19 protein-coding genes are annotated in these 25,065 nt (G+C 63.3%); 16 read left to right on the forward strand and 3 right to left on the reverse strand.

The window, feature by feature from the left end:
* The first annotated feature begins 199 nt into the window (after positions 1-199).
* The 14 genes from MacB4_RS00915 to MacB4_RS00980 all read left to right on the forward strand — a co-directional run bounded on the left by MacB4_RS00915 (position 200) and on the right by MacB4_RS00980 (position 19,280).
* The gene (locus MacB4_RS00915; protein WP_206864023.1) at positions 200-2,791 is read left to right on the forward strand and encodes a site-specific DNA-methyltransferase; all 2,592 of its coding nucleotides are present in this window, start codon (positions 200-202) and stop codon (positions 2,789-2,791) included.
* A gap of 5 nt (positions 2,792-2,796) precedes the next feature.
* Positions 2,797-4,407 carry a hypothetical protein gene (locus MacB4_RS00920; protein WP_206864024.1) on the forward strand — a complete coding sequence of 537 codons (1,611 nt, stop codon included), beginning with the start codon at positions 2,797-2,799 and terminating at the stop codon, positions 4,405-4,407.
* Between the two features lie 74 nt (positions 4,408-4,481).
* Entirely contained in the window at positions 4,482-5,288 is an 807-nt protein-coding gene (locus MacB4_RS00925; RefSeq protein WP_242529268.1) for a hypothetical protein, read from the forward strand.
* 32 nt (positions 5,289-5,320) lie between these two features.
* Entirely contained in the window at positions 5,321-6,178 is an 858-nt protein-coding gene (locus MacB4_RS00930) for a hypothetical protein (RefSeq protein ID WP_206864025.1), read from the forward strand.
* Between the two features lie 126 nt (positions 6,179-6,304).
* The gene (locus MacB4_RS11340) at positions 6,305-8,278 is read left to right on the forward strand and encodes a FecR domain-containing protein (RefSeq protein WP_206864026.1); all 1,974 of its coding nucleotides are present in this window, start codon (positions 6,305-6,307) and stop codon (positions 8,276-8,278) included.
* A 72-nt stretch (positions 8,279-8,350) separates the two neighbouring features.
* Positions 8,351-10,441: an NAD(+) synthase gene (locus tag MacB4_RS00940; RefSeq protein WP_206864027.1), complete on the forward strand. Its 2,091-nt coding sequence runs from the start codon at positions 8,351-8,353 to the stop codon at positions 10,439-10,441.
* 151 nt (positions 10,442-10,592) lie between these two features.
* Positions 10,593-13,358: a magnesium-translocating P-type ATPase gene (gene mgtA / locus MacB4_RS00945; protein ID WP_206864028.1), complete on the forward strand. Its 2,766-nt coding sequence runs from the start codon at positions 10,593-10,595 to the stop codon at positions 13,356-13,358.
* Between the two features lie 54 nt (positions 13,359-13,412).
* The gene (locus tag MacB4_RS00950) at positions 13,413-14,384 is read left to right on the forward strand and encodes an SIS domain-containing protein (RefSeq protein WP_206864029.1); all 972 of its coding nucleotides are present in this window, start codon (positions 13,413-13,415) and stop codon (positions 14,382-14,384) included.
* A gap of 16 nt (positions 14,385-14,400) precedes the next feature.
* Complete coding sequence (efp, locus tag MacB4_RS00955; RefSeq protein WP_206864030.1) at positions 14,401-14,958, forward strand: elongation factor P; 558 nt, start codon at positions 14,401-14,403, stop codon at positions 14,956-14,958.
* A gap of 71 nt (positions 14,959-15,029) precedes the next feature.
* Complete coding sequence (locus tag MacB4_RS00960; RefSeq protein WP_206864031.1) at positions 15,030-15,857, forward strand: hypothetical protein; 828 nt, start codon at positions 15,030-15,032, stop codon at positions 15,855-15,857.
* A 94-nt stretch (positions 15,858-15,951) separates the two neighbouring features.
* Positions 15,952-16,923, forward strand: coding sequence for a ribose-phosphate pyrophosphokinase (locus MacB4_RS00965; RefSeq protein ID WP_206864032.1), 972 nt, complete (start codon positions 15,952-15,954; stop codon positions 16,921-16,923).
* Positions 16,920-17,420: an Lrp/AsnC family transcriptional regulator gene (locus MacB4_RS00970; protein WP_206864033.1), complete on the forward strand. Its 501-nt coding sequence runs from the start codon at positions 16,920-16,922 to the stop codon at positions 17,418-17,420. The genes MacB4_RS00965 and MacB4_RS00970 overlap by 4 nt, the downstream gene beginning before the upstream one ends.
* An 8-nt stretch (positions 17,421-17,428) precedes the next feature.
* A complete protein-coding gene (locus MacB4_RS00975) occupies positions 17,429-18,676 on the forward strand; it encodes an aminotransferase class I/II-fold pyridoxal phosphate-dependent enzyme (protein ID WP_370569377.1) in 1,248 nt (415 codons plus the stop codon).
* A 142-nt stretch (positions 18,677-18,818) separates the two neighbouring features.
* Positions 18,819-19,280 carry an acetolactate synthase gene (locus tag MacB4_RS00980; protein WP_206864034.1) on the forward strand — a complete coding sequence of 154 codons (462 nt, stop codon included), beginning with the start codon at positions 18,819-18,821 and terminating at the stop codon, positions 19,278-19,280.
* 169 nt (positions 19,281-19,449) lie between these two features.
* On the opposite strand, the gene MacB4_RS00985 is transcribed toward MacB4_RS00980, so the two are convergent.
* Positions 19,450-20,481, reverse strand: coding sequence for a metalloregulator ArsR/SmtB family transcription factor (locus tag MacB4_RS00985; RefSeq protein ID WP_206864035.1), 1,032 nt, complete (start codon positions 20,479-20,481; stop codon positions 19,450-19,452).
* Positions 20,482-20,531: 50 nt separating this feature from the next.
* On the opposite strand from MacB4_RS00985, the gene metK reads away from it, so the two are divergent.
* Together metK and ahcY are read left to right on the forward strand one after the other, a co-directional pair.
* Positions 20,532-21,707 (forward strand): methionine adenosyltransferase, encoded by a 1,176-nt coding sequence (gene metK, locus MacB4_RS00990; RefSeq protein WP_242529366.1) that lies wholly within the window; start codon positions 20,532-20,534, stop codon positions 21,705-21,707.
* 45 nt (positions 21,708-21,752) lie between these two features.
* On the forward strand, positions 21,753-23,099 hold the full coding sequence (gene ahcY, locus MacB4_RS00995) for an adenosylhomocysteinase (RefSeq protein ID WP_206864037.1): 1,347 nt from the start codon (positions 21,753-21,755) through the stop codon (positions 23,097-23,099).
* Positions 23,100-23,170: 71 nt separating this feature from the next.
* Here ahcY and MacB4_RS01000 read toward each other — a convergent pair whose 3' ends face one another.
* Complete coding sequence (locus MacB4_RS01000; RefSeq protein WP_206864038.1) at positions 23,171-23,632, reverse strand: cytochrome C; 462 nt, start codon at positions 23,630-23,632, stop codon at positions 23,171-23,173.
* Positions 23,629-24,939, reverse strand: coding sequence for a molybdopterin-dependent oxidoreductase (locus MacB4_RS01005; RefSeq protein ID WP_206864039.1), 1,311 nt, complete (start codon positions 24,937-24,939; stop codon positions 23,629-23,631). Before MacB4_RS01005 ends, MacB4_RS01000 begins: the two co-directional genes overlap by 4 nt.
* Positions 24,940-25,065: the final 126 nt, after the last annotated feature.

Consider the following 25,065-nt stretch of genomic DNA (forward strand, 5'->3'; position numbering starts at 1 on the left):
GAATGGATGTGCCCTTCTTGGGGAGCTCGTGGCAGGATGGGCGTGGAGGCAAGAGCGCTCAGCCAGTCGGGAAGCTCGCAACCATCCTGAAGCGGGCGCGGGGATCGCCGAGGAAGTTTGTCTAGGGCTTGATTCCCGTGTGGTGCGGTGCAGGCTTTGGCCCGCCTCCACGGGAATGGGAAGCGAGCCGATGGGAAGGATGGCGAATCAACCACGGATGCCGGAACGCTTCGGGGAGGGGTCCGGGCCCGAGCAGCTCTTGCGCGAATGGCTCTTGGCCCGAATCGCCGAGGCGGCAGCGCTTCCCCCACCGCACCGGTTTCCGCGACCGCAAGAGCTTGTGAAGGAGGGACGACCGCCCGTGCGCGTCGAAGGGCTCTCCGATGCGGTTGAGCGGCTCTGCCGGCTTGCCCGGCCTGGGCGACGCACTGAGGAGGCCGGTTTTCGTTCCGCCGGTGCTCCTCCCCCTCTCTTTTGCCGGGAGCGGATCTCCGCGGAGAGGATCGTGAGAACGATGCTCGGAAAGGAGGATGAGCGGGAACTCCCGCCGCTCCTGGGCAGCTACGGGTTCCCTGGCGGATGGGAGAATCGGCTCATCTGGGGGGATTCCTTGCTCGTCCTGAAGTCTCTTCTTTTTCGGGAAGGTCGGGAAGGCGAGGTTCAGACGGTCTACTTCGACCCTCCCTATGGAGTCAACTTTCCCTCCTGCTTCGAGCCGTTTGCCCGGAGGAGGGGAGAAGCAGCCCCTGGGTTCGTCCGGGTCAAGGCGTACCGGGATGCCTGGGAGCAGGGGCTTCCCTCCTACTTGGCCCATCTGCGGGAGCGGCTCCTTCTCTGCCGCGCGCTGCTCCACCCGACGGGAAGCCTCTTCCTGCAGATCGGAGAGGAGAATCTCCACCACGTGCGCATCCTGCTGGACGAGGTCTTCGGCGAAAGGAACTTCGTAAGCCTCATCTCGTTTCGGAAGACCTCGGCCTTCCCGGGCAAGCTCCTGCGAGGGGTGTCGGACTACCTTCTCTGGTATGCGAGGCAAAAGGAGCGGGTCAAATATCACCCCCTTTACCAGAGAAAGCGGCCGGGAGCCGAAGGGGCCTCCAACTACCGCTGGGTCGAGCTCCCGGACGGAAAGTGCCGTGCGCTTTCTCCCTCCGAGGAGGCGAATCCCGATCGGGTGCCTCCAGGAGCCCGGATCTTTGCCTTGGGCGACCTGAGGAGTGCCGGGGCGAGCGAACGGGGGAGCTTTGCCTTCCCCTTTGCCGGGCGGACCTTTCGGCCGTATGCGAATAGCCATTGGAAGACGACGCGGGAGGGGATGGAGCGGCTGGCCGAAATGGGAAGGCTCGTCGTGAGCGGCCGGACGCTCATGTACAAGCGGTATCTCTCCGATTTTCCGGTGGTGGGCCTGACCAACCACTGGTCGGATGTCCGGCCGAGCTTTCAACGGAACCGGCGCTACGTCGTGGAGACGGTCGAGAAGGTGGTGGAGCGGTGCCTGCTCATGACGACCGATCCCGGAGATCTCGTGCTCGATCCGACCTGCGGCAGCGGAACGACGGCCGCCGTTGCCGAGCGTTGGGGACGGCGGTGGATCTGCATCGACGCCGCTCCAGTGCCGCTCGCGCTGACCCGGATGCGGCTCTTGACATCCGTCTATCCTTACCACGCTCTTCGCGATCCCGTGGAGGGACCCGCCGGGGGCTTCCTCTATGCGAGGCGGCAGAACGGCGCGGGGGAGGAAGTGGGCGGGATTGTGCCCCACTTGACCTTGGAAGCAATCGCCAAGGACCAGCCCGCGGAAGAGGAAGTTCTGGTCGACTGTCCGGAGCTGGCAACGGGCCGGACCCGGCTCTCGGGCCCCTTCTTGGTGGAAGGGCTCATGCCCGTGAACGCCGAGGGAAAAAGCTCCGCCGAGGAAGGCCGCTCGTTTGCGGAGAGGATGCGCGAGGCGCTCGGCCTCTCGCCAGTCTTTGCGGGAGCTGGCCGCAAAAGGATTCCCCTGGAAAAGATCCGGGCACCGGATTGGCCCTCCGTTTTGGGCGCAGAAGGCGTAGTGGCGGGTAAACGGGTGGGAATCGTCTTCGGGCTCGAGACGGAGCCGATTGGGGAGGACCTGGTGCGGAAAGCCGCCCGGGAAGCAAGCCGAAAAGGATATCGGGATCTCTACCTCGTGGGGTTTTCGATCGACGCCGGAGGTCTGGAGCGGCTCCGTAAGCTTGGTCGCGGGAACCGGCGCCTCCACTACGTCCAGGCGAGCCTCGATCTGCTCATGGGGGGCCTGCTCAAATGGACGCGCTCGAGCCAGATCTTCTGGCTGAGCGGTCTCCCCCAGGTCCGGGTCCGGCGGAAGCCGGGAGGCGAGGAGGAACGATGGCAGGTCGAGATCGTCGGCATGGCGTTCTTCGACCCATTGACCAGGACTCTCGAGCAGCGAAGGACCGAGGAGCTGCCCGCATGGTTCCTGGACACCGACTACGATGGGAGCTGCTTTCTGCCGCGAGAGGCGTTTTTCCCGCGAACGGAAGCGTGGGAAGCGGTGGGGCGCGCACTGGGGGCAACGAGAGAGCGAGGGGATCCGGAAGGAAGGAGGAGCTCTCTTTTCAGGCCGGGCAAGCATCGGCGGATCGCGGTCAAGACGATCGACGAGCGGGGAACGGAGCTCTTGGTGGTGCGAACCCTGCCAAGGGAGCGCGTAAAGCGGCCAGGAGTGGCCCTCGATTTGGATTTCCGACAAAAAAATGGAGCATCCGATGCGGCCGGGCGTGGCCAGAAACGCGGCGGCGGGCTAATGTAGGGGGCATGGGGGTGCGCGAAACCAGCGGGAGCGATTCTCCAGCGGGGGGCTGGCTGCAGCGCCTGGGCGTCCTATGGATCCTCGGCTCCGCACTGCTCTCCCCACTGCGGGCGACCCAGGCGGCGGTCGCCAGCTCGCCGCAAGATCGCTTTTTACAAGTCTACGTGGAAATCCAGGATGCGGACCGGGCGGCCGGACAGGGCTTCTATACCAAGGCGGCCGGGCAGTACCGGGAGGCGCAATCGGCTCTGGAGGAGCTCCACCGCGCGAATCCCCAATGGGAAAGGCAGATCGTCGAGTACCGCTTGGGCTACGTGCGCAAGCAGCTCGCCGAGATGGACAAGCGCATGGTGGGCCTTCCGACGGCGCCAACGCCCGCACCCGCCTCGCCCGTGGAGGGGCGCCTTCAGGAGGTGGAGGACAAGCTGGCCAAGCTCGAAGCCAGCCGGGAGAGCAACGCGGACAAGGCCGTGGTGAACCGACAGATGATGGAGCTGCGCGATCTGCTGGGAAATCTGCAGGGGGAGCTTTCCGAGCTCAAGGCGGCGCGCACCAAGGAGATGGCAGAGGAAGCGGCCACCCAGGCGGAGATTGCGAAGATCGGCACCCTTTCGGCGGAGGTCGATTCGCTCAATGCCCAGGTAGGCAAGCTCAAGAAGAGCCGGAAGAATGAGGAAGAGCGCAGCCGCTTGCAAAAACGGCTCCAGGATCTGCAAGCACAGCTCGCGCATGCCAAGGGGGTGCAGGAGAAGGCGAAGGAGCGGCAGGCGGTCCAGGAGAAGATGAAGGAGCTGAGCGGGCAAGTCATTGCTTTGCAAGATGAGCTTTCCCGGGTCAAGGCCGCGCAGGTGACGGCGGCACAGGCGGCGGGAGGGCAGGAAGAGGGTGCGGCGCGCGTCGTTCAGCTCGAGGGGACCGTCCAGCAGCTGGAAAACCAGTTGGCGCAGGCTCAGAAAGAGCAGCAGCGGCTCCAGACGGAAAGTCCGGTTGCGGCTCAGGCTCAGGAGGTGGTGCAGCTGCGCGCTCAGATGGAGCGCATTCAAGCGGAGGTCGCGCGGATGGAAGGGAGGAAGGAGATCCGCCGCCTGGAGACGACGACCACGGCCAACAGCTCGGAGGTGGCCGCACTCAAGGATCGGGTCCGGAAGCTGGAGGACGAGCTGGTGCGCACAAGACAGCAGCAGGAGCGTCTGTTGACCTCGGTAGCCGGACAGAGGAATAGCCTTCAAACCCGGGTGGAGGAGCTTCAGGCCGAGCTCGACCGGGTAGAATCCTCGCAGGCATCTCCTCCCGCTTCGGGGACCGGTGGCGGCAAGGCCGGGACCCGAGAGGAGGCGGTTCCGCCGCCGCACACCCCGACTCCCTGGAGTGCTTCCACCGGTCATCGGCAAGCAGCGGCAGAGGCGCCGAGCGAAACAGGCGAGGAGGTCTCCGAAGGACAGGCCGCCGAGGAGCCGCGGCGGACGGCGCAGAAGAAGGAGACCGAGAGCAAGAAGACCGCCGAAGCCAGGAGGAAGCCGGTCCATCACCGGCGAAGCGGCTCGTCCGTCGAGGAGGAGGTCGTTCGTGGACTCAATCGGGTGCGGCGGCAGATCGCGAATTTGATCGGGGGCTAAATCTGGGTCGCTGCTCTCTTGCCGAAAGGGCCCTTTCGGCGGCTATCTTGCGCACGCTCCCGAAGGCGGAGGCGATGAGGCCAATCCGAGGTCCCGGTGATCGCGATGGGAAGCGGTTGTCGCGGGGCACCGCCCTCTTGCTCTGGGCTCTTCTGCTCTTCTGCCCGGTGGCGGGGCTTGATTCAGCCGATGCCGCAGGGCGGAAGGAGCCTGCCGGGGGTTCCTCGGCTTATCCGTGGCATCGAGGGATCGTCTCCACCGTCTTCTGGATCGGAACGGACTGGGCGCCGCAGAGCCCCTCGGGAAACCTCCGAAGCTCCTGGGATGCGCACTGGGTGCGGCATTACGGAGGGGAGGATAGCCCGGTGGCGCGTGCGGGACTCCTTCCGGGTACGCATGCCGCCACATTGAATCCTTTTTACGTCGCGCTTCCCTTCAACGACTTGGCTCATCCGGGGCTGGCCAGGAAGTGGATCCCCTGGGACGGCTCCGAAGCCGCCGACGGCCGATCGCGCTGTGAAGGGCATTGGGTCGAAATCGAGGGAGCGAGCGGAAAGCGCGTCTATGCGCAGTGGATGGACGCCGGACCGTTTGTCTCGGACGATGCGGCCTATGTCTTTGGAGCGCATCGGCCGCGGGCTTCGGCAGGGATCGACGTTTCCCCGGCGGTCAAGGAGTATCTCGGCTTGGGTGGAAGGGATCGAGTCAACTGGCGTTTCGTCGAGCGGCGGGATGTCCCGCCCGGACCCTGGATCACCTACCTGGAGGAGGCCATCCTCTATCAAGCCATCAAGGAGAAGGATGGCGGGGCGGGCAGAGCGGAGGGCTCTTCTTCCGAGCCCTCCCGCAGGAAGAAAGGGCAGCGGACAGGCTCCCGCTAGGGGGAGATGCAGGGGGAAGCCCCACCACTGCTATGGAAGGACGCAAGCGAAAGGGCGCTCGGCCAGAGACGATCGGTCGGAAGGAGTTGCGCGTCGGCCTGCTCTTGATCGGCTTCTTCTGGCCGCTCAACTGGTTTCTTCCCGGCACACGGACGGCCTGGCTCTTTTTCCCACTCTGGCTGGGCTACATCCTCGCAATGGATGGGATGGTCTCCCATAGGACCGGCAGCTCTCTGCTGAATCGAGACCGGAGGTGGTTTGCCGCGCTCTTTCCCCTTTCTTCCGCCATCTGGTGGCTCTTCGAGCTCTTCAATCTCCGCGGCCAGAATTGGGCCTATGTGGGGCTGGAACGGTTCCCCGCGTGGCTCTATTTCTTGTGCTCGTCGATGAGTTTCTCGACCGTGCTTCCGTCCGTTCTCGTGACTGCGGAGTGGATCGGAAGCTTTGCCTGGCTTTCGCGCTTCCGGGGCGGGGTGGGCTGGCTCAGGGTCGAGCGGTGGCTTCCCGCCGTCTTTCTCGCGGGTGTCGGGATGCTCGGCCTCTTTCTTCTCTTTCCAAGGATCTTCTTTCCCTTCCTCTGGACATCACTGGTCTGCCTGACCGATCCGCTCAACGCCCGGAGAGGAAGACCTTCGCTCTTGGCAGCGATCGGAAGGGGGGACTGGCGGCCGATCGTGGCCTTCGGGCTTGCGGCACTCCTCTGTGGCTTCTTCTGGGAGCTTTGGAACAGCCGATCCAATCCCTATTGGGTCTACCATATTCCCTTCTTCGGCTTCTGGCATCTCTTCGCCATGCCGCTGCCGGGTTATCTGGGATACCCGCCGTTCGGGTGGGAGCTCTTCGGCCTCACCCATCTGGTCTGGAGGAGGACGCCTCTCCGGATTGGGTGATCGTCGCCATCAGCGGGCGAAATCGGGAGTGCGGGAACGAGGCGCATCTGCCTTCCCCGGCAAAGGCGGAATTCTCTTTGCAATCGACCGGATCCGGATAAGCTATTGCCTTAGAAGGAGGGTGCTATGAAGCGCCTGCCGCTGGTTGGCATGATCTTGGCCTGCTCGGCCCTTTCTCTCATCGGTGCGCCCGCTTCGGATACCGCGCAGCTCTCGGCCTACCAGGGGTCGGTATCGGTGCAGAAGGCGGGGTCGGACCGCTGGGAACCAGGTTCTCCCCGCGAAGTGCTCCATCCCGGAGACCGAATCCAGACCGGACCGCAGTCGCGGGCGGAGGTGCGCATCGACTCCAACAATTTCCTCCGGCTCGGGGAGGAGGGCGAAGCCCAGATCAGCGATCTGACGCCTTCCGCCATCAAGGCGGAAGTCATCCGCGGAACCGCGACCTATGCGGCGTTTGCGGGCAACCATCGGGACATCGCCATCGGAACGCCCGGGGTGAGCATTCAACCGGTTCAGGAAGGCGACTACCGGGTCAAGGTGGAGGGCGAGACCGCGACGGCGATCGTGCGCAAAGGGGACGCTCGGGTCGTCTCCCCGCAGGGTTCGGAAGATCTGCCAGCGGGGAAGATGATGATCATTCAGGGCACGACCAACCCGGAATATCAGATCGCCGATGCGCCGGCCACCGACGCATGGGACCAGTGGAACCAGAAGCGTGACTCGGTCGAGATGGCGGCCGCGAAGTCGGCGACCGCTCCCTCCGCCCTGTGGGACGACTCTCCGGCCTATCACAGCTATTCCGATGACACGGGCCGGAACGTGACCAACATCTTTGTCGGAGCCACCGTTCCCCCTTGGTCGTACGGGTATGCGGGCTGGCCGGGCGCCGGATTGGGTTACTACGCGGCCGCCCCGTTCATGCCCTACAACCCCTTTTGGGGCCCTTGGGGCTGGGGGGGTTGGGGATATCCGTGGGGTTTCGGCATGGGATGGGGGTTCGGCTTTGGCTGGCCCGGTATCGGGATCGGTTTCGGCTTTGGCTGGCCGATGTTCGGCATGGGGTTTGGCTTTGGTTGGCCGATGATGGGATGGGGCTTCGGTTGGCCGATGTTCGGCATGGGATTAGGATTCGGCTTTGGCTGGCCCATGTTTGGCATGGGATGGGGCTTGGGTGGCTGGGGATGGGGCGGGATGGGCGTCTACAACCGGACGAACATTACAAACATCAATAACATCCGTAACGTCAGCAACACGCGGAACGTCACCAACGTCAACAGGGCGGGGACGGCGGGACACGCGGCCGGCATGCATGGTGGGGCTGCGGCCGGAGCTCATGGAGGCATGGCTGCGGGAGGCGAGCGGGGGATGTCCCATTTTGGCGCCAACACGGCGGCCGGAAGCCGCGCCGGAGGAGGGGCCTCGGGCGGGTGGAGCCACTTTGGCGGGCAGGGAGCTGCGGCCGGAGCTCATGGAGGCATGGCCGCGGGAGGCGAGCGAGGGATGTCCCATTTTGGTGCCAACACGGCGGCCGGAGGCCGCGCCGGAGGAGGGGCCTCGGGCGGATGGAGCCACTTCGGTGGACAGGGAGCCGGGGCGGGGGGATCGCGCTCATTCGGAGGGGCCACCCACGCCGGAAGCTCGGGCTATAGCCATTTTGGGAGTGGGAGCAGCGGAATGGGAGGCCGGGGTGCCGGCGGGAGTTTTGCGGGAGCGCGAGCGGGTTCCTGGAGCGGCTATGGGGGCGGCGCCTTCCGAGGCGGAACGGGCTCTTGGCGTGGCGCAACGGGAGCGGGAGGGGTTTCCCATTTCAACAGTGCGGCGGGGCGCGGGTTTTCCCGAGCGGGTTCTTCCGGTTGGCGCGGGGCCGCAGGAGGCTATGCGGGAGGGATGCGGAGTGGAACTGGCGCGTTCCGCGGCGCTTCGATGGGAAGCCGCGGCTTCGGGGGATCCAGCGGCGGATTCCGGGGAGGCATGGGGGGCGGCTACCGTGGAATGGGCGGAGGCTTTGGCGGATATCGTGGCGGGGGTGGTTTCCGTGGGGGAGGTGGATTTCATGGAGGGGGCGGCTTCCACGGCGGTGGAGGGGGTCATCGGTAGGCTCGTCCCGAGTCGAAGCGGGAGGGTGACCCTTTCGGGAAAAACCGCTTTCGTCCTGTTCTTCCCTCTGCGATGCTTCCCGGATCTGGGAGGCGGGTGGAATTTTTTAATTTCTGTAATCATGGGTTTATCCGCGTTGCCATCGGGATTCCGGTGGTGCGGATCGCGGACCCGGCGGCAAATGCGGAGCGAACCATCGCTCTGCTGAGAGAGGCCGCCGAGCGACAAGCGGCGCTGGCCGTCTTCCCGGAGCTCGGCCTTTCCGGCTACTCCTGCGAGGATCTCTTTGCGCAGTCGGCTCTCCTTGAAGCCTCTCGGGAAGCTCTCTTGCGGGTTCGGGAAGCCTCGGGGGGCTTGCCTGTCGTCGCCGTCGTCGGTCTGCCCCTGGAACTCCAGGGGGCGCTCTACAATTGCGCCGCGGTGGTGCATCGCGGCCGGATCCTGGGCATCATTCCCAAGACCTACCTTCCCAACTATCGGGAATTCTACGAGCTTCGCCAGTTTGCCCCGGGGGCCTACGCGCAGGAACGGGAGATCTCCTTAGGCGGGGAAGCGGTTCCTTTCGGGACCGACTTCGTCTTTGCCGCATCGGATGAGCCGCTCTTTGTGTTCTCGGTGGAGATCTGCGAGGATCTCTGGGTTCCGATTCCGCCTTCTTCCTACGCCGCGCTTGCCGGGGCGACCGTGCTGATCAACCTCTCGGCGTCGAACGTCACGATCGGGAAGGATGACTACCGCCGCGAGCTCGTGAGCAATCAGTCGGCTCGCTGTCTTGCCGCCTACCTGTACACTGCGGCGGGCTGGGGCGAATCGACTACCGACCTCGCTTGGGATGGGCACGGGATGATTTATGAGAATGGGAGCCGCTTGGTCGAAACCGAGCGTTTCCTCGATCGGGATCAACTCGTCACTGCCGAGATCGACCTGGAGAGGCTAGCGGCCGATCGCCGCCGCCAAGGGAGCTTTGCCCAGAGCCGCTTTCAGCATCGCCACCGGATTGAAGGGTTTCGTCAGATCCCCTTCCGGGCGGAACTTCCTCGAGAAGGGGTCCTCCTGCTCGAGCGCGCCTACGACCGCTTCCCTTACGTGTCGAGTGACGTGCGAAAAACCGAGACGCGCTGCCGGGAGATTTACCAGATCCAGGTCCAGGGGCTGGCCACGCGCCTGCAAGCGGCCGGGCTCCAGAGGGTCATTCTCGGGATTTCCGGCGGGCTCGATTCGGCGCAGGCGCTCTTGGTCGCCTGCCGCGCCATGGACCGACTCGGCCTGCCGAGAGGCAACGTCCTCGCCTACACGATGCCCGCCTTCGGGACGAGCGAACGCACCTTGGCGCAGGCGGTTCGCCTTATGGCCGCCCTGGGTTGCACGGCGCACCGGATCGACATCCGTCCGAGCTGCGAGCAGATGCTCCGGGATATCGGCCATCCGGCGGCCCAGGGAAAGGCGGTCTATGATACGACCTTCGAGAATGTCCAGGCGGGAGAGAGAGCGAGTCACCTCTTCCGGTTAGCCAATGCCCACAGCGCCCTGGTGGTGGGAACGAGCGACCTGAGCGAGCTCGCTCTCGGCTGGTGCACCTATGGCGTAGGCGACCAGATGGCTCACTATCATGTCAACGCGAGCGTTCCCAAGACCCTGATCCGGCATCTGATCGCCTCGGAAGCGGAGCGCGAGGCGCTGGGAGAGGAGACGAGCGCGCTGCTTCGGGAGATCCTGGCGACCGAGATCAGCCCCGAGTTGATTCCCGGGAGTGGAGGCCAGCCGGAGCAGCGGACCGAGGAGATGGTGGGACCCTATTCCCTGCAAGATTTTCATCTCTATTACATCCTCCGATTCGGGTACAGCCCGACCAAGGTCGCCTTTCTGGCTTGGACTGCCTGGCACGACCGAAGCCAAGGGGCCTGGCCGAGCGGGGAGCCGGAACCACGGCCGGAATGGTCGATTGCGGAAATCAAAGGGTGGCTGCGCCTCTTTTTGCGGCGCTTTTTCGCAGAGAGCCAGTTCAAGCGGAGTTGCATTGCCAATGCACCCAAGGTCGGCTCCGGTGGCTCCCTTTCTCCGCGTGGAGACTATCGAGCGCCGAGCGACAGCCCGGCAACCGTTTGGCTAGCGGCTTGTGACGCCATCCCGGAGGAGGAGCCGGCCGCTTCTCGCCCGAATTAGTCCGGGTAGAAGAAGACTTTTGCTTTTCTCTCGGAAAGGGTTTGGGTAAGAGGGGAGGCCCCGGCCGCCGTCCCCCCTCGCCCTATCGATGGCAGAATGGGTCGCCGAATTGCCAACGGTCCGCGGCCACCGGGGGAACGAAATCGAATCCATGAGCAGAGCCCCAGCCAATCCGACCGAGTCGCTCTACCGCCGGTTCGTCGGTCTGCCCCTGGTGCTTTGGCGCTGGATCCTCGAACGGAAAAAAAGCAAGGAGCGTGCCAGGGAATCGGCTCTGCGAGAGACGGAAAAGGCGATCGCCCGTCATCTCTGGAATTTGAGCCGGCTTCCGATCCCCGATCTCTTGCGGGAGCTCGGCACCTCTGAGGTCGGCCTCGAAGAGGAGGAGGCGGAGAAGCGGCTCGACGAGAGCGGGTATAACGAGGTCCATTCCGAGAAGCCGCCGAACTGGGCGCAGATGCTTCTCTGGAGCTACCTCAACCCTTTCGCCGTCCTTCTTTCGGTCATGGCCGTGATGGCGGGCTGGCTCGGAGAGTGGTACGGAGTCTTCATCATGTCGGTGATGATCGGGGTGAGCGTTCTCCTCCGGTTCTTCCAGGAGTTTGAGTCGAGCCGGGCCGTCGAAAAGCTCAAGGCGATGGTCCGCACGACCGCGATGGTCCGGCGCCGCTGGGCGGAGTCCGAGGAGGGGCTTCCCGCTCCGGAGATGGCCCGAGGCCGGGAGATCCCTCTTCGGCTGATCGTTCCCGGCGATATCATCCACCTCTCCGCCGGCGACATGATTCCCGCCGACGTACGACTGCTCTCCACTCGGGATCTTTTCGTGAGCCAGGCGGCTCTCTCCGGAGAGTCTTTCCCGGTGGAAAAGTTTGACTCCCCCCTGGCACCCGGGGGAGGAGTGGAGCGTCCCGTCGATGTCTTCGGCTTGCCAAACATCGCTTTCCTGGGGACCAACGTGATCTCCGGCACGGCGACGGCCGTCGCCTTGAGAACCGGTCCTTCAAGCTATTTTGGTGCCCTGGCCAAGGGGATTCGCGGTTATCGGGCGACGACGAGCTTCGATCAGAGCGTGAGCCGGGTGAGCTGGCTTCTCGTAAAGGTGATCGGGACGATGATCCCGATCGTTCTTCTGCTCAACGGCTTCACGAAGGGGAACTGGACGGAGGCCTTTCTTTTCGCCTTGGCCATTGGCGTAGGTCTGACCCCGGCGATGCTGCCGATGATCGTCACCGGGGCTTTGGCCAAAGGAGCGATCAGCCTCTCCCGCCGAAAAGTGATCACCAAGCGGCTCAATGCGATTCAAAACATCGGCGCGATCGACGTGCTCTGCACGGATAAGACCGGCACCTTGACTCATGACAAGATTATCCTGGAGCGATTCCTCGACGTGGAGGGAGAGGAAAGCCCGGAGGTGCTCGAGTATGCCTACCTGAACAGCTACTACCAGAGCGGCCTTCGCAACCTGCTCGATGCGGCGGTGCTCGAGCAGCGCGAGATCGGGATGCGCCTCATCTCGCAATTTCAGAAGGTCGACGAGATCCCGTTCGATTTCGAGCGGCGCCGCATGTCGGTCGTAGCGCGCCGGACCTCGAGCGGACGGGACTTGTTGATCACCAAGGGGGCGGTGGAGGAGATGATCCGCATCTGCAGCCAAGTAAAGAAAGGGCAGGAGATCCTTCCGCTTTCCAGGGAGATGAAGCGTCATGCCCTGACCTTGCGCGACGAGCTCAATAGCGATGGGATGCGGGTGGTCGCGGTCGCTTATAAGGAGCTGCCGGTGCAGGCCGGATCGATGGTCACGGCGGCCGACGAGAATGAGCTTACCTTCTGCGGCTTCATCGCCTTTCTCGATCCGCCGAAACACGACGCGGGACCCGCGATTGAGGCCCTGCAAAAGTCGGGGGTCGAGGTGAAGGTGATCACCGGTGACAACGAGATCGTCACCTCTCGGATCTGCGACTGGGTCGGTCTGGAGATCAAAGGGATCCTGCGCGGTTTCGAGATCGAGAAGCTTTCCGACGAGGAGCTGATTGCCGCGTCGGAAAGGACGACCGCCTTCGTGAAGATGGCTCCGCTCCAGAAGGCTCGCGTGATTCGTGCGCTGCGGGCGGGTGGACATGCCGTCGGCTTTCTCGGGGATGGGATCAACGATGCTCCGGCCCTCCGGGAGGCCGACGTTGGCATCTCCGTCGACACCGCCGTGGATATCGCCAAGGAGTCAGCCGACGTCATCCTCCTGGAGAAGAATCTCATGATTCTCGAAGAGGCGGTGATCGAGGGTCGCCGGATGTTCGGCAACATTGTCAAGTACATCAAGATGGCGACGAGCTCAAACTTCGGGAACGTCTTCAGCGTTCTCGGATCCGGCGCGCTGCTTCCGTTCCTCCCGATGAAACCGCTGCAGCTTCTCATCATCAACCTGATCTACGATCTGTCGCAGACGCTCATTCCCTGGGACCGGATGGATGACGAGTTCGTCTCCAAGCCCCGAAAGTGGGAAGCGGAAAGCATCGGCCGCTTCATGGCGTTCATCGGCCCGATCAGCTCGATCTTCGACTACGTGACCTTTGCGGTGCTCTGGTTCGTCTTCCAGGCGAACACCCCGGCCCATCAAGCCCTCTTTCAATCGGGCTGGTTCGTCGAGAGCCTTCTCTCCCAAAGCCTCATTGTCCACATGATTCGAACCCGGAAGATTCCGTTCTTCCAGAGTGTGGCGGCATGGCCGCTGGTCGTGGCGACGATCCTTGTCTTCGTCCTCGGGCAGCTGATCCTCGCTACTCCTTTCGGTGCGGCGGCCGGCCTGGTCCCTCTGCCGATGAACTTCTACTTTTGGCTCTGGGGCATTCTTCTGTCCTACTGCGTCCTTACCCAGCTGGTGAAGAACTGGTATGTGCGACGGTTCGGCGAATGGCTGTGAGCGGAAATTGCCCGTTGTCTTTCTTGCGTCCAGCTCGTAGCATCGAACCTCTTCATGAACCTGCTGGCAATGGGCCGGAGGGTATTCGAGATCGAGATCGATTCCCTTCGGCTGGTGGAAAAGAAGTTGGGACCCTCCTTCGAGGAGGCCGTGCAACGCCTTTCCGACGCCGTTGCGGCAAACCGCAAGGTGATCGTCGTGGGAGTCGGCAAGTCGGGCCACATTGGTCAGAAGATCGCGGCGACCTTAGCCAGCACGGGGGCGCCGAGCGTGGTGCTCAACGCGGTGGACGCCTTTCACGGGGACCTGGGAATCGCCTGCGAGGGAGATGCAGCCCTGGCCCTCAGCTACAGTGGAGAGACCGAGGAGCTCGTCCGCCTGCTGCCCTACCTCAAGAGGATGAAGGTTTCCGTGATCGCGATGACCGGCAACCTCAAGTCTACCCTGGCGCAAAACGCGGACTCTGTCCTTGACGTCGGGGTCGAGAAGGAAGCCTGTCCGCACAACCTGGCGCCCACCTCGAGCACCACGGCGATGCTCGCACTTGGGGATGCGCTGGCGATGGTCCTTCTCGAGAAGCGGGGATTCCAAAAAGAGGACTTTGCTCGCCTTCATCCGGGCGGGACTTTGGGGCGCAATCTCTTGCTTCGAGTCGGCGACATCATGCGGCCTCGAGAGGAGATCGTCGTCCTCCCGGGGGGAGCCTCGGTCAAGGAGGCGCTCCGCCAGTGGAATCGAAAGAGGGCCGGGGCCGTTGTCGTCGTCGACGGAGGTGGGGCGGTCGAGGGGATCTTCACGCACGGAGACTTCGTGCGACGGTATGAACGGGATCCTCAAGTCGGAGAGCTCCCTCTTTCCGCGGTGATTACGCCAAGTCCTGTCACGGTGCGAGTTGACAAGCTTGCGGTGGAGGTGCTCAATCTCTTTGAAATCCATCGAATTGACGATCTCATCGTGGTCGATGGGGAGAATCGGCCCGTCGGAATGGTCGACTCGAGAGATCTCACCATGCATAAGTTGATGTAGAGAAGATGATGTATCTATGACGAACGCGAGCGATATCAGCAAAGGCCAGGCGATCCGCCATCATGGTGCCGTCTGCCTCGTCTTGGAGACCCAACACAGAACGCCGGGGAATCTGCGCGCCTTCGTCCAGATGACACTGCGCAACCTGAAGACAGGCAGGTCTTCGGTGGAACGCTTCAGCTCATCGGACAAGGTTGAGCTGGTCAGCGTGACTCGGAAGAAGTGCGAATTCAGCTACCGCGAAGGCAAGGACTATGTCTTCATGGATCCGGACAGCTATGAGAGCATCCCGGTTCCGGAAGAGCTGGTCGGCAAGGCGAAGGACTATCTCACCGAAAACCAGATCGTCGATCTTCTGTTCACCGACGAGATGGTGGCCGCAGTCGAGCTGCCGCCTACCGTCACCTTGAAGGTCGTCAGCTCTCCGGAAGGGATCCGTGGCGATTCGGCAACAAACGTGATGAAGATTGCCGAGGTCGAGACGGGCTTGAACGTCCAGGTGCCGCTCTTCATCAAGGAGGGAGAGAAGATCAAGGTGAGTACGGCGGAGGGCAAGTATTTGAGCCGTGCATAGGGCCGCTCCGAAAGAGGGTCCAAGAGGTCAAGCCCGCTGGAAAGGGCGGGCGCTGAATAATTCAAGAGCCTATGCCGGAATGGGTCAAGATCCTCCAGGCTGCCCAGATCGGCATGGGGTGGACGGATGAGGGGCTGGCGGAACGTTCCGACACGTCTCTGCGAAAGCTGCAGGAGTTGAAGGCGGGGCATCTCGAGCCCGCTGCGCTTCGCTCCGTGGCGCGCGTCTTGCAGTTGGGGGCTGACGCGCTGCTCGCCCTGGCACGGGAAGGCAGCCGGACCCCAGTCTTTCCGACGCCGAGAACCCTCCGAAGCATCGAGACCGAATCGGGACGAGGGTATCTGCTCTGGGATTCGCCGTCGCGGCTCGCATCCCTGCTCGATATCGGGGAAACGAGCCGGCCAGCAGTACATGTCCTGGAAAGCGAATTCCTGGTGCCGCGCTATCTCTTCTTCACCGAATGGCATCGCCCTGCAGACCCCGCTTGGATCCGTTTCCTGGAGGAGCGGGGCGCTCTGCCTCTTCGGACGGAGGAGGAAGCCGCGGACGCGACCTTCTCTCTAGGAACCCTTCAGGTGGACCGTCGCCTCGTGGCCGCCCAAGGAGGAGCTGGCCACCTCCTTTACGTCGTCCGCGGCATGGAGGTGCCGCTTGCTTTCATTGGCCGGTTGCTGCTGCCTCCGACTCGCGCAGCCCTGGAAGAGAATGCCCGTATTTACGCGACATGGCTGGATGAGGTCCGTTCGCATCTTTTTACGCTGAGCGACGAGACCCTTCTCTGTCCTTCGAGCGGGCCCATGACCTCGGTCGGCTTTGAAAAAGCCCATAACCCGTTCTTTCCCGAATTCGAGCATTTTTCGCCCTTTGCGAGCTTAACCGAGGAAAATCGCAATCCGTGAACGCCAGTCGTTCTTCATCGCGCCGGGGCGTTGCCCGTCGGCTCTCGGCGCAGCGCTCCAGATGCGGCCTCGGAACAAAGAGGAATGGTTATCGATGAACGGAGAGAAATCCCATCCGCTTCTTGTCTTCTCGGGGAGCGCCAACCGGCCGCTGGCGGAACGAATCGTCGAGGCGATCGGCATCCCGTTGGGCGCGGCTACGATCTCCTCATTTCCCGACGGGGAGACCTTCGTGAAGATCGACGAGAACATCCGGGGACGCGACGTCTTCCTCGTTCAACCGACCTGCCCGCCGAGCAATCACAACATCATGGAGCTGCTGATCATGATCGATGCCGCCCGGCGGGCCAGCGCGGCCCGGGTCACAGCGGTGATCCCGTTTTATGGCTATGCCCGGCAGGACCGTAAGGATCGTCCGCGCGTGGCGATTACCGCCAAGCTGGTTGCCAATCTCCTGGTCGCTGCCGGCGTCAACCGCGTGCTGACGGTCGATCTCCACGCCCAGCAGATTCAAGGCTTCTTCGACATTCCGGTCGATCATCTTTACGCTGCACCCGTGCTCTATCGGTACTTGGCGACCAAAGATCTCTCCAACCTGGTCGTCGTCTCGCCGGATGTCGGAGGGATCAAGCTGGCCTCGAGCTACGCGCAGTTGCTGGGGGCCGGGCTTGCGCTGGTGGTGAAGCGCCGCGTCGATGCGGAGCATACCGAAGCTCAATTCGTGGTGGGGGAAGTCGATGGCCGGGATGTTCTGATCGTGGACGACCTGACGGAAACAGCCGGGACGGTGACCTCGGCGGCGCGGATCCTTAAGGATCGAGGAGCACGGCGGATCTTCGCCGGCATCTCCCATGCCGTGCTCAATCCCTTGGGGATCAAGCGGCTGCAAGAATCCTGCCTGGAGGAGCTTATCACGACGAATACGGTGCCTCTCCATCCGGTGGACGGAGTGAAGGTAACGGTCCTCGATGTCGCTCCCCTGTTGGGAGAGGCGATCAAGCGGATTCATAACGGCCAATCGGTTTCTTCCCTCTTCCGCGTGGACGGAAAGATGGTTCTCCTATGAGCAGAGAGGCTTCCTTTTCCGATGAATTGCTCCGCCTGCTGGAGGAAAACCCCCTGCGCTCCCCGGAGACCCTGGCCAAGCTCCTGGGATGCGAGGTGGCCTCCGTTGGAGAGGAGATCGCCCGCTTGGAAAAGGAAAAGGTGATTCTCGCCTACAAGGCGATTGTCGACGACGAGAAGGCGCAGCGCCGGACGGTCAAGGCGGTGATCGAGGTAAAGCTTCTCCCCGAGCGAGGGGGAGGGTTCGATCGCCTGGCTCGGAGGATCGCCCGGTATCCCGAGGTGACTTCCTGCTTTCTCATGAGCGGGGGATACGACCTCCTGGTCTTTCTGGAAGGCTCTACCTTGCAGGAGGTCGCTCTCTTCGTCTCCGAGAAGCTGGCGACTCTTCGGGGAGTGACCTCCACGGCGACTCATTTCATGTTGCGGACCTACAAGGAGCAAGGGGTCCTCGTTGGAGACGCGGTTGAGCCGGAACGGCTCCCGATCAGCCCGTGAAGCAAGACGTGATACGACCGGCCTCCGATCCTCACGAGGGGAAAATTCTTCCCTTCCTCTCCAGTGCTGAGCCCTGGGTGGCGCGCCACGTACGCGATCTTCCCCGGTCGGGAATCCGCGACTTCTTCGATCTGGTGCAGTCGATGGAGGGGATCGTCTCCCTTGGAATCGGAGAGCCGGGGGAATCGACGCCTTGGAACATCCGCGAGCAGGCGATCTTTACGCTGGAATCCGGGAAGACTGGCTATACCTCTAACCTCGGCCTCCTCCGCCTGCGTCGAGCCATCAGCGCCTACATGGAACGGTTGACCGGGGTGCGATACGACCCCGAAGAGCAAATCCTGGTGACCGTCGGGGTCTCCGAAGCGCTCGACTGCGCCTTGCGCGCGATCGTCAACCCGGGAGAGCAGATTCTCTATGCTGAGCCGAGCTATGTCGCCTACGCCCCTGGCATCGTGCTCGCGCATGGAGTTCCCATCGGCATCCCGACGCGATTCGAGGACGAGTTCCGACTCTGGGCCAAAGCGGTGGAGGAAAAGGCAAAGCCCGGCGTCAAGGCCTTGTTGCTCAACTCCCCGGCGAATCCCACCGGATCGATCGTCGGAGCGGGTGAGCTCGAGAAGATCGCCGCGATTGCCCAGAAGGAGAATTGGGTGGTTCTTTCCGATGAGATTTACGCCGAGCTAACGTACGGGGAGCGCCACCGTTCCATAGCGAGCCTACCGGGAATGAAGGAACGGACGATCGTGTTCAACGGCTTGTCGAAGGCGTTCGCGATGACCGGGTTCCGCCTCGGCTGGGCTTGTGGGCCAGCCCCCGTGATCGCTGCGATGGTCAAGATCCATCAATATTCGATGCTCTGTGCCTCGATCGTGAGCCAGGAGGCGGGGATCGAGGCGCTGGAGCATGGAAGCGCGGAAGTCGAGGCCATGCAGCGGAGCTACCAGCGAAAGAGAAACTTCCTCTGGCGCAGCCTGACCGCCTTGGACTTTCCCTGCCACGCGCCCCAGGGGGCATTTTATCTCTTTCCGTCCATCGTTCCCTTTGGCCTCTCTTCCCAGGAGTTTGCCCTTCGCCTCCTGCGCGAGGCACGAGTCGCCGTGGTTCCGGGGACAGCCTTTGGGGCTTCCGGAGAGGGCTATCTCCGGTGCAGCTTCAGCCCCCGGATGGCGGATCTGGAGGAGGCCGTCCGGAGAATGAGCCGATGGATGCGAGCGAACTTCCCTGGGAAACGCACACGCGTGACCGGGCGTTGAGCAGACGGATGAAGAGGCTCTTCTTGCGTTGGTGGTCAATGTCTTGCATACTATTGTCGATAAGCGTGACATCCGCCGCAGCCTTTTGTGCAGCAGGGAGAACGGCCTAGGCTCGGAAGAGTGGCAACGGAGAGGAGCGGCTGTGGGATTGCAAACGGCTCGGGAAGAAGAGATGGACAAGATCATCCAGTTTTCCGTTTACATGGAAAACAAGGCGGGCCGGTTGCTCGATCTGGTGCGCATCCTGACCGGAGGCGGAGTGGATATCGTCGGCTTCACGATCCTCGATTCGGTCGACGCCGCAGTGGTCCGGCTGGTGGTCGACGATCCTTCGAATGCGCGCGCCCTCCTTCACGAACAGAACATCGCCTTCAACGAATCGACCCTGGTTGCGGTCGAGCTTCCTCAGAGCGCGGACGACTTGCGGAAGCTGCTGGCGATTCTCCTTCAGGCCGAGATCAATATCTACTTCAGCTACCCCCTCATGACGCGCCCCTACGGGAAAGCCGTCCTTGCCCTGCGGGTGGAGGATGACGAGTTGGCTGGCTCGGTTCTGATCCGCAATCAGTTCCGAGTGCTCACGCAAAAGGATATCAGCCGCTGACCGGCTCCAACCTCACCGGAATCTCTCGGGAGCTTTCCCCGGTGGCGAGCCCATCCGGCATGGCCGGCAATCGCCATGCAAGCCTCTGGCTTTCACTACGATAGCCTCAGAGAGAAGGGAGGGGCATCCCGCAGAGGGAGGGACAGCCGCGGAGAGCGAGGTTCGTCGCTCAATCGGAGAGGCGATGGGGAGTGGCTGTGCCTGCAGTGGTGCGACCCGGTCTTTCTGCACTCACCAGGAGAGCGCGAAGGTGCGGAGGATCGGGGTCGGGATCGAGGGGTTGGATGCGGATTCCGTCGAATCCCGCCGAGCGCAGCCACGTTTCGAGGTCGCTCTCCGCGAAGCCGAGCCAGTAGTCTCCGTAGAGCGTGCGGGCTTCTTCGAAGGAGTGCTCGCACAGGTCGAGAACGACGAGAGCTCCCCCGGGGCGCAAGATCCGGAACGCGGCCGCAAGGGCCTCATCGGGGCTCGGAGCATGGTGAAGCGCCTGGCTCAGGACAGCCACATCGATGCTTGAGGGCGGGATGGGAGGGTTTTGGAGATCCCCGAGGCGGAATTCGAGATTCGCGAAGCTTCTCCTCTTGGCTTCCCGGGTGGCGAAAGCCACCATCTTGGGAGAGATGTCGACGGCGATCACGCGCTCGGCCCGTTCGGCAAGCAACTGGGAAAGCCATCCCTCTCCGCATCCCAGGTCGGCGATGACAACCGGCGGGAGCAGGCGGGCGAGAAGGGGACCGACGGCGGGCCATCCTCTTCCGGGGCAGGCGGCTCCTCCCAGGCGGCCCGCCATTCGGTTGAAGTGCGCGCGGGTTTCGCGCTTGCGTCTTTCGATGACCTTGTGCAGGCGCTCAGGGTCGCGATCCGCCTCGACCGACTCCTCCAGCAGAAGAAGAGCCGTGGCCGAGAGGCGGGCTTCCGCCTCTTTCCGCTCGGGAGGGAGGGAGTAGAAGGTCTTTCGGCCTTGCTTGCGGGCGCGGACGAGACCCTCGGTGCGCAGCAGGGCGAGATGACCCGACACGGCCGGCTGGCTGGCTTGAAGAATTTCGCAGAGCTCGGCGACGGAAAGCTCCTGCTTCTGCAAGAGGGCGAGAATGCGCAGTCGCGTGAGATCCCCGAGCATCGACCAGAGTCGGCGCAGACGATCTCCGCGACGGGAAGGCGCGGGAACGGATTTCTCATGCATCAATCCATACTTATCCATTCATAAATCAGTTGCCAACCCTCGATTTTCTCCGTATCAATGGCGACGTGATCCCCAGAAAACATGTATTTGCTTCGGAATCGGTGACGGAAGGGCATCCGGACAAGGTCTGCGACGCCGTTTCGGATTCAGTTCTCGACGCCTGCCTGGAACAAGATCCTCACAGCCGGGTGGCGTGCGAGACGCTCGTCAAGAGCAATCTCCTGGTGCTCGCCGGAGAGATCACCACGCGGGCGAAGCTCGATTACGTCCGGATCGCCCGGGAGCGCGTTCGGGAGATCGGGTACGACGAGCCGACGGAGATCTTCCACGCCGACAAGCTGCAGATCATCTATGCGCTCTCGCAGCAGAGCCCGGACATCGCGCAGGGGGTCGATGGAACCCATACCGCGACTCCCGGCGTTCAAGGGGCGGGGGATCAAGGCATGATGTTCGGCTTTGCCTGCCGGGAGACGCCCGAGCTGATGCCCGCTCCCGTCACGTTCGCCCATCGGCTCTGTCGCCGGCTCTCGGAGCTCCGTCACAGCAAAGAGGTGCCCTGGCTTCGCCCCGACGGGAAGGCCCAGGTATCGCTCTTCTACGAAGGGCATCGGCCAGTCCGCGTTGAGGCGGTCGTCGTTTCGACGCAGCACGCGCCGGAGGTCGAACAGGAGACGATCCGGGAGGTCATTCGCTCCGAGGTCATCGCCAAGGCGATCCCATCGGAGCTTCTCGATCGCTCGACCCGGTATTTCATCAATCCGACTGGGCGGTTCGTTGTCGGCGGTCCGGAAGCCGATAGCGGGTTGACGGGACGGAAGATTATCGTGGATACCTATGGGGGAATGGGCCGCCATGGCGGCGGTGCCTTCAGCGGGAAGGATCCGTCGAAAGTTGACCGCAGTGCGGCCTACATGGCGCGATACGTCGCCAAGAACGTGGTGGCGGCCGGCGCGGCCGACCGCGCCGAGGTGCAGCTCGCCTATGCGATCGGCTATCCCGACCCCGTCTCGGTCGCCGTCGACACGTTCGGGACTGGGAAGGTGGAGGAGGAGAAGATCGTGGGGGCGGTCCGCCAGGTGTTCCGGCTCAAGCCCGCGGAGATCATCGAGGAACTTTCGCTGCTCCGGCCGATCTATCGGCGGACGACCAACTACGGCCACTTCGGGCGGGTGGACCAGCTGGATAGCTTCACCTGGGAGCGGACCGACCGCGCCGTTCTGCTCCAGAAGCTGCTCGGCCTCTAACGGCCTCGAAGAACGAGACCCCAAAATCAGAAGGAAGGATTTGCGATGACGACCACTGTGGAAACGAAAGAAGAGCAGGCCTCTACCGCGAAGGATTTCCGAGTCAAGGAGATCGGCCTCGCCGAATTCGGACGGAGAGAGATCGAGGTGGCGGAGGCGGAGATGCCGGGACTGATGGCTCTCCGCAAGGAGTTCGGGCCGACACAACCGTTGCGTGGCGCGCGCATCGCCGGCTGTCTCCATATGACCGTGGAGACCGCGGTTCTCGTCGAAACCTTGATCTCCCTTGGGGCGGAGGTGCGGTGGAGCTCCTGCAATATCTTCTCGACGCAGGATCACGCGGCGGCTGCGCTCGCCGCCCGCGGCATCCCGGTCTTTGCCTGGAAAGGGGAGACCGAGGAGGAGTACCTCTGGTGCATCGAACAGACGCTCCGCTGGCCGAACGGCTCTCCTCTCAACATGATCCTCGATGACGGGGGCGATCTGACCGAGCTCGTGCACGAGAAGCATCCCGAGCTCCTGCCGGGCATTTGCGGCATCTCCGAAGAGACCACGACCGGAGTCCATCGCCTGGCGCGGCGCGCGGCCAAGGGAACCTTGGGAACGGCGGCCTTCAACGTGAATGACTCTTGCACCAAGAGCAAGTTCGATAACCTCTACGGCTGCCGGGAGTCGTTCCTCGACGGGGTCAAGAGGGCGACCGACGTCATGGTGGCGGGCAAGACGGTCGTCGTCTGTGGATTTGGAGACGTCGGAAAAGGGTGCGCCCGCTCCGCCCGGGGGATGGGCGCGCGCGTGGTGGTGACCGAGGTCGACCCGATCAACGCTCTTCAGGCGGCGATGGAGGGGTACGAGGTGACCGTGCTCGAGGAGATTGCGCCGACCGGGGATATCTTCGTCACCACGACCGGCTGCATTCATGTGATTCGGCGGGAGCACATGGACCAGATGAAAAGCGGGGCGATCGTCTGCAACATCGGCCACTTCGACAGCGAGATCGACGTGGCGACCCTCTACAACGATGCGAGCCTCCGCCGAGTCGAGATCAAGCCTCAGGTGGACCTTTTCGTCTGGCCGAAGGGCAAGCGGCTTTTCGTCCTTGCCGAAGGGCGACTCGTAAACCTTGGTTGTGCCACGGGGCATCCGAGCTTTGTGATGAGCGCCAGCTTCACCAACCAGGTGTTGGCCCAGATCGAGCTGTGGAGGGAGCGGGAGACTGGGCGCTATGCTCGCGGCCATCTCTACGTCCTTCCGAAGATCCTCGACGAGCGGGTAGCCCGGCTCCATCTGGAGCACTTGGGAGTCAAGCTCACCCGATTGACCCAGGAGCAGGCGGAATACCTGGGCGTCCCGGTCGATGGGCCCTACAAGCCGGAACTCTACCGGTACTGATCGAAGGCTAGCCTGGAGAGCCGTCCCGGCGCGCTTCGCAAGGGCGAAGCGCCGGACGGCTTCTGGCTTTTCTATGGGCTCGGCTTGGGTCCCGGCTCGGGAGCGGAAGGCTGCATCTTGACAGGACTGTAGTGCTTCTGGAGATAATCGACGATCTGTCCCGCCAGATCCGTGGGAATCGGAGCGCCAAGGTGGATCATCTTGTCCACCTCCTTCTTCCAGAGCTCGGGCGGGAAGGGAGGCTGGGCGCCGATCAGGGTCACGCTGTGGCAGATCGAGCAGTAGCTTTCGACGAGCTCTTGCCCGGTTCCTCGCGCGAGGGGAGTGGGAGCCAGCGGATAGGCTCCCACGGAATAGGCTGAGCTCGTGTTCCCCGGGTAAGGGGAAGTTGGCAAGAGCAATCCGCTCGAATCGAGAGCGTAAACCCCGGCTTCAGAGAGCCCATCGGGGTCTGCCAGCGCGGAGCCAGTGCTCCCAGACAGGCTCCAGAGGAGCAGGGCTGAGGCAGCGGCCATGAACCGGTACGGGTTCACGCCGACTCCCCGACGAAGACGGTCTGCGTTTCGACCTGATTCCATGCATATCCTCCGGGATTCCAGATCGGCTCCGTCGGCTGGGCGTTGCCTTTTCCATCGGTCGCCCGGCAGCGAAGCTCGTACACCCCCGGCCGCTGCGGGGTCCAAGGAAGCCTCCAGCCGCGGAAGGAATAGGGGCCCAGGTCCGGATCGAGACGGGCGACTCGCCAGCTCCGGCCTCCGTCAGTGGAAACCTCGACCTGCCGAATGCCCCCCGACCCGCTGAACGCAATGCCCTTCACCTCGATGGGGAGACGAGCGACCAGCTTGGACGAGCCGTCGGGCCGGACGAAAAAGGAGCGGACCGGCATCGGCACGCTGCTGGCTGCGATGGTGGCGAGCTTCCCGGCGGCGACCTCGGCCGGGGTCACCGAGTGGCGCGGGTTGTCCGGAAGGCGGTAGGCCCCGAGCATCCAGTGGCTCTGATCGGGCTCGGAAAGCGCCTCGATCCAGCTCAAGTGCTTGACCCAGCAGGTGGAGAAGCGACCGGGCACGACCAGGCGGACGGGGAAGCCGTTGAGCATGGGCAGAGGCTCTCCATTCATCGCGTAGGCGACAATGCACTCCTCGAGGATCGGGTCTGCCGCATCGAGTGACTTGGCATAGGAGTGGGCCGGGGTTCCTTCGGCACTCCGACCGGAATCGAGCCCTTGGAAGCGGAGCGCCACAGTACCGGGCCGCAGGCCCGCCTGATGGAGGAGATCGCTGAGCCGGACTCCGGTCCAGCGGGCATTTCCCATCCCTTCGTTGCCCCATTGGGTTCCCGGGACACGGGGCGAGAAGCGGCTTCGCGAGTTCCCCGTGCACTGATTGACGGCGACCACGGAGACCGTCTCGAAGCGGGAGAGGAGCTTCTCGAAGGAGAGCTCGAGCGGCTTGGCCACGTTGCCGCGCACCATGAGCCGCCAGTGGGAAAGATCGATCGCATTGGGGATGACATCGAGATGGTAGCGGACGAAAAAGGCGGCATTCGGTGTCAGGAGGGACTCAAAAAAGGGGCGGGGGGTTCCCAAAACGATCGGCCGATCGCTGAACCGAATGAGCGGAAGCTTCTGGGGCACCTGGGCCATCGGCAGAGCGGCATTCCAGTGCGTATCGGGAAGGGAAAGAGCGGAGGAGCCAGTGCCGTCCTCGGCGTGGACCGCCCGCGGCAGCGGAATGGCGGTCCCGAGCAGGCCCGTCAAAATCTGGAGGGCCCTTCTCCGGGAATAGGACGGAGCGGAAGGTCCGCCCGGATGAGGAAGATCTCCCTGTTGATATGACATCTTGGCTAAGGCTAGCCGAGGCGGGTCCGGAGAGTCAAGGCGACGGATCGGAAAGCGAACGGCAGGGGAAAAGCATTCTTGCTGCGCCAAGGCACCGTTTCCGCACGCATGGATGGCGATTCAGAA

The sequence above is a fragment of the Methylacidimicrobium sp. B4 genome, from assembly GCF_017310545.1.
Taxonomy (GTDB): domain Bacteria; phylum Verrucomicrobiota; class Verrucomicrobiia; order Methylacidiphilales; family Methylacidiphilaceae; genus Methylacidimicrobium.